The following is a 16,190-nucleotide window of genomic DNA, read 5'->3' as shown; positions in this document are numbered from 1 at the left end:
CCTTGGACGAACCATCGGCGACACGCCCCCAGGCGCCCCGGCGCGGTGTGCTCTACACGTGGGGAGACGCCGCTTGCGGAGCCTCCCCGAGGTGTTTCCTGGGAGGCGGCGGGATGAGGCCGAGCGAGCTCAGGTGCTCCAGGCAGCGGTGGAGGAACGCCTCGCCGAGGTCCGGCGCGCTCCCGAGCGCCGTCTGCTCCCGCAGCGCGCGGTGGAATAGCGTGGCGTCCATCCTCGGTCGCGGCACCGTGCCCAGCGGGTGCGCCCACGTCCCGAGGAGCACCGAGATCGCCTGCTGCTGCCGCTGCTCCGCGAGGGCCAGGAGCTGCTCGCGGAAGCGCGCGAACCAGGCGCCGTGCTCGGCCACGTGCGTGACCGGGTAACCAGCCGAGCGGATCCAGCCGACGAGGGCGTCGATATCGCTGGAGGTGCCGATCACGTGATAGGTGCGGTGGGCGCGGTCCGACCCGAGCGCGAGCGCAGTGACGGCCTCGGCCACGAAGTCGACCGGCAGCCCGCCGAAGGCGTGGCGATCGCCCTCCGGAGTTGCATAGAACGACCTCGGCGCGATCCCGGTGTTCACGAGCCCCGAGAGCAGGTGAGTGAAGTAATCGCTCGCGTTGATATACCCGACGTGGGTGCGGTGCCCGAGGATCAGGCCGCAGCGGAACACGTTGATCGGCGCGCCAAAGCGCTCGTGCAGCTCGCGCAGGAGCACCTCGCCGGCCCACTTGCTGGACGCGTAACCGCACGCATACCCTCCGTCGGCGGGCCGCTCCGCGAGCAGCGGCGCGTCCTCACGCACCGTCTCCATGCACCCCGGAAGCGCGGTCGAGGCCACGCTGGACACGAAGTGAACCGCCTTGATGCGCCGCTGGATCGCGAAGCGCACGACCTCCGCGGTACCGAGCACGTTGGGCGCGAAGAGCTGAGCGTAGGACAGGGCGTGGTTCACCATGGCCCCGTTGTGCACGACGCTGTCCACCTCGCCACAGAGCGCGTCGTACACCGAGGGCGCGAGCCCGAGCTGGGGCCGCAATAAGCTCCCAGCGCGCACCTCCAGTCGCTCGCCCGTCGCGTCGAGCCGGCGCACGAGCTCGTGCGCGCCCGCGCCGAAGCTCCGGCGCAGCCGCTCGCGGGCCACGCTGTCGCTAGGCGCGCGCACCAGGCAGACCACCTTGCCTCCGGGCGGCAGCCGCTCGAGCAGTTCGAGGAGCAGGAAGCGGCCGAGGAAGCCGTTGGCGCCGGTGAGCAGCACGACCCGCTGCTCCTCGCGCGCCGGCTCCGCCTCGGCGCCCGCGCGCAGGTCCTCCGCCGAGAGCAGCCGATCGAGGCGCAGATCCGCGGCCCGGACGACGTCGGCGCCTTCGCCATGGATCGACGCGGCGGTGATCGCCGCCGTGCCGCGTGCGCGCGAGGCCCCCGCGTGCTCGCCGGCGCCGCCGTCGAGGTGGATGTGGTCGAGGAGCTGATCGGCCAGCTCACCCACGGTGGCCGCGTAGACCTCGGCGAGAGGCAAGGTGACGTCCAGACTAGCCTCGATGCGGGCCACCATCTCGACCACCGTGAGCGAATCGAGGCCCGTATGCGAGAGCGGCACGTCGGCGATGCTCGCGCCCATGGGGCGCTGTCCGGTGATCTCCGCGACCAGGGAGTCGAGATGCTCGAGCAGCAGCCCTCTCCTCTCGTCGGCGGCCGCGCCCTGGAGGCGATCGAGGACGGGAGCAGCGGAGACGACCGGTCCTCGCTGCCTCGTGACGTGGGACTTGCCGGGGCGCCTCCCCGCCGGCTTCCTGGCCCTCCCTGCCGCAGGCGAGGGCGCGCCATCGAGCGAGCGCAGCTCCATCTCTGCAGCGAGAACTCCGCTCGTCGAGAGCTGGAAGAGATAGGGGGCCGCCTCGCGGGTCCGCGCGAACGCCTGCCCATGGACAAGATCCGGGAAGTAGAGCGAATGCATGCGCAAGGGGCTGAGGACCGCCTGAGCCTCTTCCGGATGGAAGTCGGTGAGCAGGTCGGCCACGGCCTCCAGACCGGAGATGCGGCCAAACTCTTCGAAGAGGGACCGGAACCAGAGCCGGGACAGCCGGAGGCGCTCCTCGTGCGTCAGGTCCAGCGCCGCGAGGTGGGCCGCGTCGGTGACCACGTGCTGGATCTCCTCCTGCCGATGCGCCGCATGAGCCGCGAGCCACCCAGGCTTGATGCGGCCTTCGTCGGGCAGCAGCTGCTCGAACAGGTGAATGGAGCTCTCCTCGAAGAAGACCGCGTACAGCCAGAACATGTAATGAGCCCCTGCCGCGTCCACGTCGAAGAGAGGGACGCTGCGTCGATGAGCCGCGATGCAGGGGGCGATGTACTCGTCGAAGCGAGCGACGAGCTCCGGCTTCTGCCGGCGCAGGTGCTCCGCGTAACGGCGGAACAAGAGGACGTGCTTCTCCTCCTCTTCGCGGAGGAGCGTCATGCTGCGGGTGGAGATCATCCTGTCCATCTCCCCGCCGGTGAAGCGGAGCACCTCCTCCTCCACGCTGATGAAGACCTCGCACGTCGAGAGCGCCATGGCCCACTGGAAGAGCTCGTTCGCGGCCGGGTTGCGCTGCAGCCGCTCGCCGTCGACGCCGAACGTGTGGAGCCATGTCGGGCCAAAATGCTCGCCGGGGGCATCGAGATCGGCCCAGGGGATGTCCTGCTCGAGATCGAAGCGGTAACGCGTGCTCCGGCGCTCGATCTTCGCCCAGATGTCGGGCGACCCGCTGTAGAAGGCGGACGGCGCGTCATCCGGCGTGACGCGCGCGACAGGCGCGCCCGGGTCGTCCGGGCGCTGCCACGTCAGGAGCGCGTCGAGGCTGCTGGCCAGAAAGCCCTCCTTGCAGGCATGGCGCTGGATCTTCCCGCTCGACGTCTTGGGGATGCTGCCCGGCGTGAGCAGCGCCACCGCGCGCGGCTGGACGTCATGCTCCTCGGCGACCGCACGGCGAACGGCCGCGCTGACCGCGTCCAGGGCAGTTTCATCGCGCTCCCCGCCGCGGCGTAGATCGATCTCGGCGACCACGATCAACTGCTCCTGATCGCCCAGCTCGACGGCGAACGCGGCGGTGCACCCCGGGCGCACCGACGGATGGCTCCGCTCCACCGTCTGCTCGATGTCCTGCGGATAGTAGTTCTTGCCGCGGAGGATGATGAGGTCCTTGCAGCGACCGGTGACGAACAGCTGACCTCCGCGCAAGAAGCCGAGATCCCCGGTGCGCAGGAACGGACCCTCCCCGCTGTCCGAGAGGCGCGCATCGAACGTCTCCGCCGTCTCCGCGGGGCGGTTCCAGTACCCCTGGGCCACGCTCGGCCCGGCCACCCAGATCTCCCCCACCTGCTCGCCCGAACAACGGGTCTTCCACTCCGGATCGACGATGATCACCTGCTGGTCCGGCGCCACTGGGCCGTTGCCGACCAGCGGCTGAGCCCCGCCCTCGCCCTCCTGGGCCTCTTCGATGCGCCCTTGCTGGAGGGCGTCTTTCCGCACCGAGAGCGTGCCTGCATTCGAGCCCAGCCAGCCTCCGGTCACCATGAGCGTGGCCTCCGCCAGGCCATAGCAGGGGAAGAAGGCCTCTCTCCGGAAGCCGCACTCCCCGAAGACCTCGGCGAAGCGCTCCAGCGTCTCCCTCCGGACCGGCTCGGCGCCGACGAACGCTACCTGCCAGCGGCTCAGATCGAGCGCAGCGCGCTCTGCCGGAGAGATCTTGCGCGCGCAGAGGTCGTAGGCGAAGTTGGGTCCGCCGCTCGTCGTCGCCCCGTAACGGGAGATGGCCTGGAGCCAGCGATAGGGGCGCTTCAAGAAGTCGAGCGGAGAGAGCAGCGTGCAGGGAGTGCCCGTGTACAGCGGCTGGAGCACCTTACCGATGAGCCCCATGTCATGGTAGAGGGGCAGCCATCCGACGCCGATCAACGCCTCTGTATGGCCAAAGTTCGCCTGGATGGCGTGCGAGTTGTGTAGCAGGTTGCCGTGGCTGACCATCACGCCCTTCGGCGTCCCCGTCGAGCCGGACGTGTACAGCAGGAAGGCCAGCGCGTCGTCCTGGAGCGACGGCATGCGCCAGTGCGCCGCGCCGTCGGCCAGCATGTCGGTGGCCACCCAGCGCATCGCCGCGAGGTCCGGGGCGGTCTCCCCGAGCGCGCCAGCCAGCGCGGTGATGGTCGAGGTCGTCAGCGCGAGGCGAGCCTCGGAGTTCGCGGCGATGGCGGACAGGCGCGGCAGGGTGCGAGCGAGGCGTGACGGGTCGGGCGGATAGGCCGGGACGGCGATCGCGCCGGCGTAGAGGCAGCCAAGGAAGGCAGCGATGAAGTCGAGCCCCGGAGGATAGAGCAGGAGGACGCGCTCGCCCTGCGCGCCGAGCTCCTGGAGCGACGCGGCGATGCTGCGCGCCTCCCGGTCGAGCTGCGCGAAGGTGCGGGTCACCTCCGCTGACTCGCCATCCACGAGGAAGCGGAAGGCGAGCGCGTCAGGCCGCTCATCTGCCCAGCGCTGAAGGACGTCGATCCAGTTCTTGGGATTGCCAGAGGTGCCAAAGGAACGAGGGTCCATTGTCTTTCCTTGTTGCTGCGGTGCCAGACGGCGCATTGCGCTACGCGCCCCCCTTGGGAACCCCCTCCGTTTACCTTTTGGACCATCCACCTCGGATGGGCATCTCGGGCTCTCCTTATACTGTGCGTTCATCGCAGCCGAGCCGAGAGACGTATCATGGCGAGTCTCTAGCCCAGACAGAACGACAATGTAAACACCTTCAACACACAGAAACCGCGTCCTCACCAATCCGTAACCGTCGATGTGCCAGACCTCATTCTTGTGCCAACTGAAACCCGTGCGAAACCCGAGCAGCACTCAGCGGAGAGAGCAGGTGCGTTGGTTATCCAGACGACAAACTCATCACCGGCGTTGACGATTCGGCCCGATCATGCAATGTGAAGAACACGCGCCTGCTCGCCCGCGCGTGTCCGCGATCGTTGCGATCTGCCGTCGTCGACACGCCGCGCAATACGACACCCTACCTCGCGGTTCCGGGTTGAGCTGCGCTCGCTGAGCAAGAGTAGCCATGAACGACCACGACGCGGTGACGAACCCCGATTTCAGGGCGGTGTTCACGAAGCCCAGCCCCGCGGCCGACCGCGCCCCCGGCGGCGCGCCGGAAGCGGGCCCGGCCCCTGGCTCCGTGCTCGTGGAGCTGCGGCCGATCGTGACACGACAGCCTTTCTTCTGCGTCAGTGGGCTCCTGGGGCTGGCGACGGGGCTGTGGCCGCTGGCGTGCTTTCTGGGGGACGAACGGCCCTTCTACGCGCTCCAGGCTCCGGGACTCGACGGAAAGGAGAGGCCGCTCCAGCACGTCGAGGAGCTCGCCGCGCGCTATCTCCAGGAGATCCGCAAGGTGCAGCCGAAGGGGCCGTACATCGTCGGCGGCTACTCGTCAGGGGGTCTCGTCGCCTACGAGATGGCGCGGCAGCTCCGCGCGCAAGGACAGGACGTCTCCCGGGTCGTCCTGCTGGACACGATGCTACTCGAGAGCGCAGCCCGGTTCACCGAGGCTAGCCGGAGCGCCTCGATCTTCGAGCTCATCGAGATGCTCCGCCTCATCCGTGGCGAGCCGGCGGCGCTCTCGTACGACGATCTCTCTGGCATGAGCTCCAGCGCGCAGATCGAGCTCCTGCGAGAGAGCCTGAAGCGCTCCAGCCTCCACCTGACCGGACCGCAGGTGGAGACCGTGCTGCAGGTCTACGAGGCGAGCGGGGAGACGATGAACCGGTACGACCCGCCTCCTTCTGATCTGCCGGTGACACTGTTCACGGCCGACGTCCGTATCCCCCTCTTCGGACACCCGTCACGGGGCGACATGCGCCCTCACGCGGCGCCCAGCTTCGGATGGGAGCGCGTGTGCGGCGAGACGCTCACGATCCACAAGGTGCCTGGCAACCACCTCAGCATGGTCAAGTCTCCTCACGTCGGCCGGCTCGCCGAGCTGCTGAGAGAGGACCTGAGCGATTGCTCTGCCGCGGTCAAGCTCCGCGCCGCGCCCGCCTTGAACGAGTCGTTTCCCTACCGGTAGCGCGTCAGGACGGCATGCAGACACGGCCCCTCCTCGAGCCCCACCCGCTCTCGGCGATCGATCACGCCTTCGCGGGGCTCTCCGTCAGCATCGTCCTCCGCTTCGGCGCGCGCCTCGATGCGGAGCGGCTCTCGCGCGCGCTGGACACCGCGCTGAGGGCGGTCCCTCCCCTCACGAGCGGACTCAGAGAGCTCCCCGACGAGCGCTGCGCCTTCGCGCCCCTCGCGTCGCCGCCGGCGGCGTGGCTCGACGTGCGCGACGCGCCCGAGCTCCCCGAGGAGCCATGTCTCCCCGACGCGCTCGACGCGTGGCTCCCGCGGCTCGCGGCCGGGCTGGACCAACCGCTGTTTGCCGCGCGGCTGACGCGCGCGCCGTCGGGCAGCATCCTGGCCGCGACCGTCTCGCACGCCGCGGCGGACGGGTACAGCCTCTTCCTGCTGATGCGCGCGTGGTCGCAGGCCGCCCTCGGGCGCGCCATCCAGCCGCCGCTCTGGGATCGGCGCCTGCTGGACGTCGCCCCGGAGCCCTCGGCAGCGCTCACGCCGGGAGGGGTCTGGGAGAGAACGGGCCTGTCGTGGGTCCCCGGGTGGGGAAGAGCGCCGGCGGACGCGCAGCCCGCGTCGCCCGCCGAGCGGCTCGTCCCGCCGGACCCGACGGCGCTCGGCGCCGGCCTGCCGCTCACGAAGAACGCGTTGCTCTGCGCCTGGCTCATCCAGGCGCTCGCCCCGCAGCTGGCCGGGCCGGATGGCCTCAAGGTGGCGTTCCCTGTCGATTATCGCCGCTGCTTCGGCGGGCGGCTGGACGCGTATTTCGGCAATGCGGTGCGCATGGCGCCGCTCGTCGTCGACCGAGGGCGGCTCGAGCGCGCGACGCTCCCCGAGCTCGCGGCCGAGGTGCAGGCCGCCGTCCACGGCGTGCTCGACCAGCGAGGCGCCCGCGCCTCGCTCGCGTGCCTCGAGCAGCTCCGGCGCGAGCGGGGGCTCGCGGGTGTCCGCGAGCTTCACCCGGTGGATCCTCACGACGGCCTCCTCGTGACCAACATGTCGCGCCTGCCGCTCGCGATGCTCGACTTCGGCGGCGGGCCGCCCGCGCGCGCGCTCTTGCCGGCGACCTGGGAGCGAACGGCCGTCATCCAGCAGGGCGAGCGAGGCATCGAGGTGTCGCTCAGCTGGCGAGATCGAGCGTGAGCTGCTCGATCGCCGGGCGGGAGCGGCGAGCGACGAGGGCTCCCTCGCCGCCGCGCCACCCCGCGACGTGGTGACCCGGAGCGACGTTGCCGGCGCTTCCGCAGTGGCCATGGACGCACCCGAAGGCGTCCGGTTGGGCCCGCGTTGGGCCATGTCGGAAGAGGACCTGGTCGGCCGCAAGCCGAAACCAGTTGAAATCGTTGTTGTTTCTTCCGATCGCTCGCCGGCACCAGGGAAGAAGCCCAAGGTCGTCCCTGGTTCCGCGCCCACAGCCGACCCGGCGCTACCTGACGCTCACACCCAACCAAGGAGGAGACCTGGACCGCGCCGTCCTAGCACTCCGGCAGGTTGACCCCCACCTCCACCGGCAGCTCGATCACGTTGATCGCGAGCCCCCCGCGCGCCGTCTCCTTGTACTTCGACTCCATGTCCGCGCCGGTGTCACGCATCGTCTTGATCACCTTGTCGAGGCTCACGAAGTGCGCCCCATCGCCATGCAGCGCCATGCGCGCCGCGCTGATCGCCTTGATCGCGGCCATCGCGTTGCGCTCGATGCACGGCACCTGGACGAGACCGCCCACCGGATCGCACGTCAATCCGAGGTTGTGCTCCATCGCGATCTCGGCCGCGTTCTCCGCCTGCGCCGGCGTGCCGCCCAGCCCCTCGGCCAGCGCGCCCGCGGCCATCGAGCACGCCGAGCCCACCTCGCCCTGACATCCCACCTCCGCGCCGCTGATCGACGCGTTCTCCTTGTAGAGAATGCCTATCGCGCCCGCCGTGAGCAAAAAGCGGATGACCCCCTCGTCCGTCGACGTCGGCACGAAGCGCCGGTAATAGTGCAAGACTGCCGGGATGATCCCCGCCGCGCCGTTCGTCGGCGCCGTCACCACGCGGCCCCCGGCGGCGTTCTCCTCGCTCACCGCGAGCGCGTAGAGGCTCACCCAGTCCATCGCCGTCAGAGGATCCCGGAGCCCCGCCTCGGGGCTCTCGATGAGCTTGCGGTACAGGGCCGGCGCGCGGCGCACCACCTTGAGGCCGCCGGGCAACACGCCCTCTGCCCGGAAGCCGCGCCGCACGCACTCCTGCATCACCCCCCAGATCCGCAGGAGACCCGCCCGGGTCTCCGCCTCCGGGCGAAAGACCTTCTCGTTCTCCAGCATGACCTGGCTGATCGACAGGCCGCTCGCCGCGCACGCCGCGAGCAGATCCGCGGCGCTGTGAAACGGATACGGGAGCGGCGTCGTGTCCGCTTCGATCGGGTTCTCCCCCTTCGCCGCCGCCTCGTTCACCACGAAGCCGCCGCCCACCGAGTAATACACGCGCACGCGCAGCGGCGCGCCCCCCTCGTCCAGCGCCGTGAAGCGCATGCCGTTCGGATGAAACGGCAGGCTCCGGTGCAGGAAGGCCAGGTGTCCCCTCACCTGGAAACCGATCTCGTGGCGGGAGAGCAGCGACAGCCGGCCGCTCTGCCGCACGCCCTCGACGATCGCGCCCGCCCGCTCGACGTCCACCCCGTCCGGCGTCTCGCCCATGAGCCCGAGGATCACCGCCTTGTCGCTGCCATGGCCGCGGCCGGTGGCGCCGAGCGACCCGAACAGCTCCACCGACACCGCCGCGGTGCGGGCGAGCAGGCCCGCCTCGTCGAGATCCACCGCGAACATGCGCGCCGCGCGCATCGGCCCGACCGTGTGCGAGCTGCTGGGCCCAATACCGATCTTGAAGAGGTCGAAAATGGTGACTGCCATGTGCCCTGGAACGCAGAGGCGCTCTCGCCGGATGGCCTCTCGACGCCCGTGGACACTACGAGATCGCGCGTGCCCCCGCCACCGCTGCGCGGGCTGGGTGCAGGGCCGCTCACCGAGGGCGCGCGCCCAGGAACACGCGACGCCAGCGCGCCGCGCGGGAGCAGCGCGTTACTCGAACGCCTCGACGATGAACGCCCTGCTCGGTCGATCCCGATCGAGCGCCAGCGTGACGCGCTGCCCCTCGACGAGGCGTCGTGTTGACGCCGACAGATGCACGAAGTGCACGTGGCGCTGCGGCGCCCCGCCGCTGTCATGTTCGTAGTGCACATACGCGCGGTCGTCGAAGGCCACGATTCGCGTGATCACCCCCTCCACCCGCCCCCCCGCGAACGCCCTCCGGATCACGCGCACACGCCACGCGGTGACCAGCGCGCCCAGGACGGCGAACACCGCCGACAGCGCGAGGGCGATCCGCGCCAGCTCCCCGCGCGGCACCTCGGCACCCTCCCCCGGGAGGAGCGGGACCCGCCCCGCGTTCACCCGCGGCAAGCCGATCCACGCCACCAACGCCGCCAGCACGAGCGCGACCAGAGGGGCGATCAGGGCCATGAGCGTCAGGAGATCGGTCCGCGCAATGCAGCGAAAGCCAGGCATGGCCCATGATAACGCGGAGCGGCGCGCCGGACCGAGCCGGTCGCATCGAGCCGCCGCGGCGCTCGCCAGAGCGCCCGGTCGCAGAGGAAAGGCGCAGCACGCCCGACCCCCGCCAGCGCCGCGCCCGCTCCTCGGTGGTACACTCGTCCCGTCTTCCCCCCCACTTCCCTCACCCTCCAGAGATGGGGATCCCCATGCGCCATGCCCCGGCCGTGCTCCTCGCCGCCTCCCTGCTCGCCCCCGCCGCCGCGCACGCCGACGGCCCCTCGCCCGCGCCCCCGCCGGCGCAGAGCGCCCCGGCGAGGCCGCCCGCGCTCGAGGTGACCATCGACAGGTCCAAGGTGGACCTCAAGGGCCGCCAGATCGAGGTGAAGCTGTCGCGCACCGCCAGCAAGGTGCGCATCAAGGTCCTCGGACAGTCGGGCGCGGTCCTGGCCGAAGAGGAGAAGCCGTTCAGCGGCGCCGCCGCCGGCTCGCCGCTCGCCGTGACCTGGTCGCCCTCGAGCGACGAGCCCGTCGCGCGCATCGAGGTGTACGGCTACGACACCGAGGGTTACTGGGCGGGGATCGCGATCATCCCCTGGAACGTGAGCATCCCCCACGAAGAGGTGCAGTTCGAGACCAACTCCGACGTCATCCGCGCCCCCGAGGTGCCCAAGCTGGAGGCGAGCCTCCAGAAGATCTCGGAGGTCGTGGCCAAGACCAGCGAGCTCGGCAAGATCACGCTGTTCATCGTCGGCCACACGGACACGGTCGGCAGCGTGGAGCACAACCTCACCCTGTCGCGGAAGCGCGCCCGCGCGATCGCTGCCTGGTTCAAGGGCCGCGGCGTGAAGCTCCCCATCGCCTTCGAGGGGCTCGGCGAGTCGGCGCCGCTCGTGAAGACCGCGGACCAGGTGGACGAGCCGCGCAACCGCCGGGTCGATTACATCCTGTCGGTCGAGCCGCCGCGGCTGCCGTCGGGCGACGCGTCCTGGAAGGCGCTCTGAGGCGAGGCGGCCCCATGAAGACCACCATCCTCGCCCTGGGCACCCGGGGCGACGTCCAGCCCACGATCGCGCTCGGCAAGGCGCTCGCGGCCCGCGGCCACGCGGTCCGCGTCCTCGCCGGCAAGAGCTTCCAGCGCTGGATCGAGGGGCACGGGCTCACGGCGATCCCGGGGAGCGTCGACATGGTCGAGGTCATGGAGAGCGACCTCGGGAAGGAGTGGGTGTCGCGCGGCACGGACCCCATGGCCCAGTCGCGGATCCTGCAGCGGCTCATCGATCGCTTCGGCGCGGAGATGACCGACGACGCCCTGCGCGCGTGCGAGGGCGCCGAGCTCATCCTGAGCAGCTTCACCTCGGACACGTACGCAGCCTCCATCGCCGAGGCCTCCGGCGCGGCGCAGGTCAGCATCCCGTTCCAGCCCTCGATCCTGGCGACTCGCCATGGGCCCACCGCGGTCGCCGCGCCCTTCCCGCGCCGCGACAGCCTGCTCAACCTCCTGTTCGGCAAGCTCCTGATCGAGCCGACGGTGTGGCGCTGGTACGGCGGCGTGACGGCCCGCGTGCGGCAGAGGCTCGGCCTGCCGCCGCAGGATCGGCGCGCGTACATGGCCGCGCTGCGCCGCATGCTGGTCGTCCACGGCTACAGCGCCCACGTCGTCCCGCACCCGCCGGACTGGCCGCCCAGCTACCACACGACGGGCTACTGGTTCCTCGACGAGGGCGAAGAGTACCGGCCGCCAGAGGCCCTCGAGCGGTTCCTCGCGGCGGGCGAGCCGCCGGTCGCCCTCGGCTTCGGCAGCATGACGTCCCACGATCCCGGCGCCACGACGAGGCTCCTCGTCGACGCGGTCGCGCGGAGCGGCCAGCGCGCCGTCCTGCTCTCCGGCTGGGCCGGGCTCGGCGACGTGGCGCTGCCCGACACGATCCTCCGGATCGACGGCGCGCCGCACGACTGGCTCTATCCGCGGGTCGCCGCGGCGGTGATCCACGGGGGCGCCGGCACCGTGGCCGCGTGCCTGCGCGCCGGGCGGCCCGCGGTGGTCGTCCCGCACCTCGGGGACCAGCTCTTCTGGGGGCGCCGCGTCGAGGAGCTCCGCGTCGGCCCGCGCGCGATCCCGCGGCCGCGCCTCACCGCCGACGCGCTCGCGGCCGCGATCCGGACCGCCGCGACCGACGCCGGCATGAAAGAGCGCGCCGAGGAGCTCGGACGCAAGATCCGCGGCGAGGACGGCGTGGCGGCGGCGATAGACCACATCGAGCGGCACCTCGCCGCGCGCGGTCGTGTGACAGCGTAGGAATCCACCGTCCGAGGGCATCGCCCCTCGGCCGCTCACGCCGTCGCGTGGGCCTCGCGCGTCCACACTGTGGGCGGCGAGGGCGCGCGGTGAAGGAGCCTTTCCAAAGTCCTCGTCGCCGGGCTCCGCGCTCATGTACGCTCGTCCGATCAGCGCAGCGGGCGCTCCATCCGGCGAGCGGCTCGGATACCGCCCCTCCCTCGGATACGCCCCTTACCTTGACGAGGCCATGATGCAGCCCGACCTTCTCTCCAGCACACCCGCCAGCGCCACCGCCAGCGCCGCCCCCCGCGCGAGCGTGCCGCCGTCGGCGCGCGGCTTTCCGCTCGTCGGCGTGCTCCCGCACCTGCTCAAGGATCGGCTCGATTACCTCCTCTCGGCGAGAGAGCAGCTCGGGGATCTGTACACGATCGATCTCGGGTTCGCGCGGATCGTCGCGCTGAACCACCCGAGGCACGCGCAGCACGTCCTGCGCGACAACGCGCGCAACTACCGCAAGGGAGGCGCGATATGGGAGAGCATACGCTCGCTCATCGGCAATGGGCTGCCCACGAGCGAGGGTGATCTCTGGCTGCGGCAGCGGCGGATGATCCAGCCGGAGTTCCACCGGGACCGGCTCGCCGCGATGTGCGACCTCATGGTGCAGGCGATCGACGACGGCATGGCCGGCTTCGGCGTGGCCGCCGCCGCGGGGCGCCCGGTCAACGCCGAGCGGGAGCTCCCGCACATCACGATGAAGGTCATCCTCAACACCATGTTTGGCTCGGGGATCACCAAAGAGGAGGCGGACGCCGTCGGTGGCTCGATGCAGTACGCGATCGACTACATGCTCCTCGGGGCCGCGCTCCGGGCGCTGCCGAGCTGGATACCGGCCCCCGGGCGGCGCCGCTTCGAGCGGTCGGTGAAGACGATCGATGACAACGTGTTTCGCTTCATCGCGCAGCGCCGCGCGCAGCCGGGGCGGGGCGGCGATCTGCTCTCGATCCTCCTCGCCACGGTGGACGCCGAGACGGGCGAGCAGATGTCCAACCAGCAGCTGCGGGACGAGGCGGTGTCGATGTTCCTCGCCGGGTACGAGACGACCTCGGTCGCCCTCGCGTGGGCGCTCCACTTCCTTGTCGAGAACCCCGACCTCTTGGAGGCGCTCGCGGCAGAGGTCGACGCGGCGCTCGGCGACAGGCGGCCCAGCTTCGCGGACGTCCCCAAGCTGCCGCTCGCGCTCGCGGTCGTTCAGGAGGCCCTCCGGATCTACCCGCCGGCGTACTGGATACCTCGCACCGCGGTCGAGGACGACGAGATCGACGGCTTCCACATCCCCGCCGGCACCCTGGTGGGCGTCATGAGTTATGTCCTGCACCGGCACCCCGACCACTGGGAGGCCCCGATGCGCTTCGACCCAGGCCGGTTCACGCCCGAGCGCGCGCGCGCCCGGCACCCGCTCGCGTTCATCCCGTTCGGGATCGGACAGCGGCAGTGCATCGGCAAGGAGTTCGCGCTCATGGAAGGCCAGCTCATCCTCGCGCGGCTCCTCCAGCGCTACCGGGTCAGCGCGGTACCGGGGCGGACGACACGGCTGCACGTCGCGACCACGCTCCGCACGTCCGGCGGCGTGTGGCTCCGGCTGGCGCCGCGCGCGGGCAGATGACCGGCATGGCCGTGAGCGTTTGCCTCACGCCGGCGGCGCCGAGCCCGGCGCCGATCCCTTACTCCACCATGGGCCGCCGGCGACGATCGATGAGCGCGGTCACGATCGGGAACAGCGGCAGCGCCATCAGCACGTAGAACCCCGGCTCATCGAACGCAGGCCCGCGCGGCCGGTAGACGCCGCCGCTGAGCAGGCACGTCGCGAGGTACGCCACCAGGATAGCCGCCCCGCACAGGCTCCACAGCCGCAGGTCGATCGGCGCGGGTGACGAGGCACGCGCGGCCCGCGGCGTGGCGTCCGGCGCGTCGAGGACGCCGCGCCACCGCTCCACGTCCCACAGCGCCAGCCCGACCAGGCCCGCGAACATCAGCGTGACGACCGTCGCCGTCGGGACGACCGCCGTGCTCCAGCAGAACGCCAGGATCGCGCCCGTCACCGGCAGCGCCATGAATGCGCCGGCCGTCGCGAACCGCTGCGTCATGAGCAGCGTCGCGGCCACCAGCTGAACCACGCCCACGAACGTGTAGAAGTGCCCGGTCGCGTGGAACGCGTGCAAGAACTCGTGGAACGGGCCGCGATTGCCCGGATCCGTGAACGGCTCGCCGAGGATCTTCTTCAGCCCCGCCGGCAGGAACGCGAAGCCTATCAGGATGCGCAGGTTCACCACGGCAAGGTGCGCCCACCGGCGCTGCCGGAGCCAGGCGACCATCGCCTCGATGCGGTCCATCACGGAGTCCACGGGCCGCGCAGTGTAGCCGCCCCGCGCACGCCGCGGATCTGAAACCGTGGAATTCTCGGCCGTGTCAAGCCCAGCGATGACCGCCCCGCCCCGCAGGAGAAGCCCTCGTCTGGGCTCAGCGCGCAGGAGGGGAGCAGGAATTCCAAACGTTTCGAAAACATCAAGCCCCAACTGCGCGACCTGGCGCGGGTGGAGAGAACATTCTTCTTGTCGAGTAGCCCCGGCGGACTCCTCCGGGGCCCTCACCAGAACCGGACAAGGAGATTGCCACCATCCGGCTGTTCCACTGCTGAGTCTCGCGGTTACGTCCCCCAGCTCCGGACCTTGATCCGAGGACGTGGGGGGGAAGCTCCGAAACGGCTCTCCAAAACCCATTTTGATGAGTGAAGGACCGTCCACAGGGGGCCACGCCCATGGCGAAGGTCGGGCGGTTACGAGCTTCCCCTGGATGGATGGCCAGCACGCCAACGTGGTACAGGTGCGAACCGTTTCGGGCGCTGTCTGGAGGCTGCGGGCGCCATCGGCTGGTGGCTGCAGCCTCCGCGTTCACCAGCCTCCCTCCATGGCGCGCGCTCCGAACGCCGCCCAGCCGCGCTCGCAGGCGCAAGCATCCTTGCGCATCGACGTGCGCTTTCGGGCACGTCGTTTGCTTGCCTCAGCACAGACCCGCATCGAGCTGCAGAGCCCTCCCTGTCCGGTCTGGACGGGGCGGCCGACGCGGCATGCTGGCCCCCAGAACCCGCCACCCGGTGAGGACCACCATGTATCGACGTCATCGTTTGCTGTTGTGCCTCATGAGCTGTGCTCTCTCTTCGACTGCCTGTGTGATCGAGCCCATCGATCAAGCGGGTACCGAGGGGAGCGATACAGATCCCGAGCCTGTGCTGCTGGAGCAATCCGCCGGAGGAGTATCGACGGACGGCAGCGGTTTTCCCGTTTGTGTCGCGATGGGGGTACCCACCCCGGATCTCACGTTCATTACCGAGTCCGGTCCATACTGCGACCACAGTGATTGGCTGTCAGCCCCGGCCGGCGCTACCAGCTACACAGTGAAGTTCGTTCCTAGCCCCAGCAGCGATCCTGTAAACTGCAACCACACCTTCAGAATCGTCCTTAGGAGCATAAAATCCATGTCTCCATCGGAGTGCGCGACCGCGACCGGCCAGCTGAAGATCTGGAAGAAGGGCTCATCCGGCTGCTGGTATCTTGCTAGTGCGATACAGCATCCTGGCAGCTACACCGCCAACACCGGTCGTTGCGGCGTCGTAGCCTTGTACGACGCCCCCGCGGACACGCCGGCCATCATAGCGTCGGGATCGGCGAGTTCCTCGTCGGGACCCATGCCGCTCGAGCTGATCTCGGATTGGAATTAACCATGTGCGGCAAGCCGAGAGGGAGGGGGTAGGAAACCGTAGAACGTTCGCCTGCGTCAAGCCGTTGAAGGGACGCGGCCCGGACACGAGCTGCGCGCGGTGCCTCACGTGAAACGTGGGCGACGGCGGAGGGGCGCTCCGCGCGACCACGCTGCGCACGTCCGGCGGCGTGTGGCTCCGGCTGGAGCCGCGCGCTGGCAGGTGATCGAGGTGCGCGGCCGCCCTGCTTTCCTGTGCGGCTGGAGCGTCCGTGATCCTCGTCAAGAATGGCAATGAACTAGTACAGCGTTCCCGAAGTTCGTACCTGGATCTGCGGTACACCAGGCCAGGCCCTCGCGATGGCTCGCAGCCCGAGCGTGGCGAGCCTACACGCGACGCATTCCGGTCTACGGGGCGGGTTTGCCGGTTCATCCACGATCGCCTGCGCTTTTGAATCCATCAGCACGGGGCAGGTCCCACGCGCGTAAGTGCCCCGAGCTC

At 70.2% G+C, this 16,190-nt stretch carries 9 protein-coding genes; 5 read left to right on the top strand and 4 right to left on the bottom strand.

Going from position 1 to position 16,190, the window contains the following annotated elements:
* Window positions 1-52 precede the first annotated feature (52 nt).
* On the bottom strand, window positions 53-4,570 hold the full coding sequence (locus WME79_RS10125) for a thioester reductase domain-containing protein (protein WP_437534494.1): 4,518 nt from the start codon (window positions 4,568-4,570) through the stop codon (window positions 53-55).
* 508 nt (window positions 4,571-5,078) lie between these two features.
* Here WME79_RS10125 and WME79_RS10120 point away from each other — a divergent pair.
* Together WME79_RS10120 and WME79_RS10115 are read left to right on the top strand one after the other, a co-directional pair.
* Window positions 5,079-6,083, top strand: coding sequence for an alpha/beta fold hydrolase (locus WME79_RS10120; RefSeq protein WP_437534492.1), 1,005 nt, complete (start codon window positions 5,079-5,081; stop codon window positions 6,081-6,083).
* Window positions 6,084-6,097: 14 nt separating this feature from the next.
* Window positions 6,098-7,270: an acyltransferase gene (locus tag WME79_RS10115; protein WP_437534491.1), complete on the top strand. Its 1,173-nt coding sequence runs from the start codon at window positions 6,098-6,100 to the stop codon at window positions 7,268-7,270.
* Between the two features lie 332 nt (window positions 7,271-7,602).
* Here WME79_RS10115 and WME79_RS10110 read toward each other — a convergent pair whose 3' ends face one another.
* Window positions 7,603-9,015, bottom strand: coding sequence for an L-serine ammonia-lyase (locus WME79_RS10110; protein ID WP_437534490.1), 1,413 nt, complete (start codon window positions 9,013-9,015; stop codon window positions 7,603-7,605).
* Between the two features lie 168 nt (window positions 9,016-9,183).
* Window positions 9,184-9,669, bottom strand: a complete 486-nt coding sequence (locus WME79_RS10105; protein WP_437534489.1) for a hypothetical protein — start codon at window positions 9,667-9,669, stop codon at window positions 9,184-9,186.
* A gap of 194 nt (window positions 9,670-9,863) precedes the next feature.
* On the opposite strand from WME79_RS10105, the gene WME79_RS10100 reads away from it, so the two are divergent.
* The 3 genes from WME79_RS10100 to WME79_RS10090 all read left to right on the top strand — a co-directional run bounded on the left by WME79_RS10100 (window position 9,864) and on the right by WME79_RS10090 (window position 13,598).
* A complete protein-coding gene (locus WME79_RS10100; RefSeq protein WP_437534488.1) occupies window positions 9,864-10,658 on the top strand; it encodes an OmpA family protein in 795 nt (264 codons plus the stop codon).
* A gap of 14 nt (window positions 10,659-10,672) precedes the next feature.
* Window positions 10,673-11,953 carry a glycosyltransferase gene (locus tag WME79_RS10095; protein WP_437534487.1) on the top strand — a complete coding sequence of 427 codons (1,281 nt, stop codon included), beginning with the start codon at window positions 10,673-10,675 and terminating at the stop codon, window positions 11,951-11,953.
* A 229-nt stretch (window positions 11,954-12,182) separates the two neighbouring features.
* Window positions 12,183-13,598 carry a cytochrome P450 gene (locus WME79_RS10090; RefSeq protein WP_437534486.1) on the top strand — a complete coding sequence of 472 codons (1,416 nt, stop codon included), beginning with the start codon at window positions 12,183-12,185 and terminating at the stop codon, window positions 13,596-13,598.
* Window positions 13,599-13,656: 58 nt separating this feature from the next.
* Here the strand turns inward: WME79_RS10090 and WME79_RS10085 are convergent, their stop codons facing one another.
* Window positions 13,657-14,325 carry a hypothetical protein gene (locus tag WME79_RS10085; protein WP_437534485.1) on the bottom strand — a complete coding sequence of 223 codons (669 nt, stop codon included), beginning with the start codon at window positions 14,323-14,325 and terminating at the stop codon, window positions 13,657-13,659.
* Window positions 14,326-16,190: the final 1,865 nt, after the last annotated feature.

Source organism: Sorangium sp. So ce726, from assembly GCF_051521405.1.
GTDB lineage: Bacteria > Myxococcota_A > Polyangia > Polyangiales > Polyangiaceae > Sorangium.
The sequence above is the reverse complement of the archived record's forward strand: the minus strand, read 5'-3'. Positions and strand labels throughout refer to the sequence as shown.

Coding starts and splice junctions, on each gene's coding strand:
- WME79_RS10110 (WP_437534490.1), bottom strand. CDS start 9,015: ATGGCAGTCACCATTTTCGACCTCTTCAAGATCGGTATTGGGCCCAGC.
- WME79_RS10100 (WP_437534488.1), top strand. CDS start 9,864: ATGCGCCATGCCCCGGCCGTGCTCCTCGCCGCCTCCCTGCTCGCCCCC.
- WME79_RS10125 (WP_437534494.1), bottom strand. CDS start 4,570: ATGGACCCTCGTTCCTTTGGCACCTCTGGCAATCCCAAGAACTGGATC.
- WME79_RS10120 (WP_437534492.1), top strand. CDS start 5,079: ATGAACGACCACGACGCGGTGACGAACCCCGATTTCAGGGCGGTGTTC.
- WME79_RS10095 (WP_437534487.1), top strand. CDS start 10,673: ATGAAGACCACCATCCTCGCCCTGGGCACCCGGGGCGACGTCCAGCCC.
- WME79_RS10090 (WP_437534486.1), top strand. CDS start 12,183: ATGATGCAGCCCGACCTTCTCTCCAGCACACCCGCCAGCGCCACCGCC.
- WME79_RS10085 (WP_437534485.1), bottom strand. CDS start 14,325: ATGGACCGCATCGAGGCGATGGTCGCCTGGCTCCGGCAGCGCCGGTGG.
- WME79_RS10105 (WP_437534489.1), bottom strand. CDS start 9,669: ATGCCTGGCTTTCGCTGCATTGCGCGGACCGATCTCCTGACGCTCATG.
- WME79_RS10115 (WP_437534491.1), top strand. CDS start 6,098: ATGCAGACACGGCCCCTCCTCGAGCCCCACCCGCTCTCGGCGATCGAT.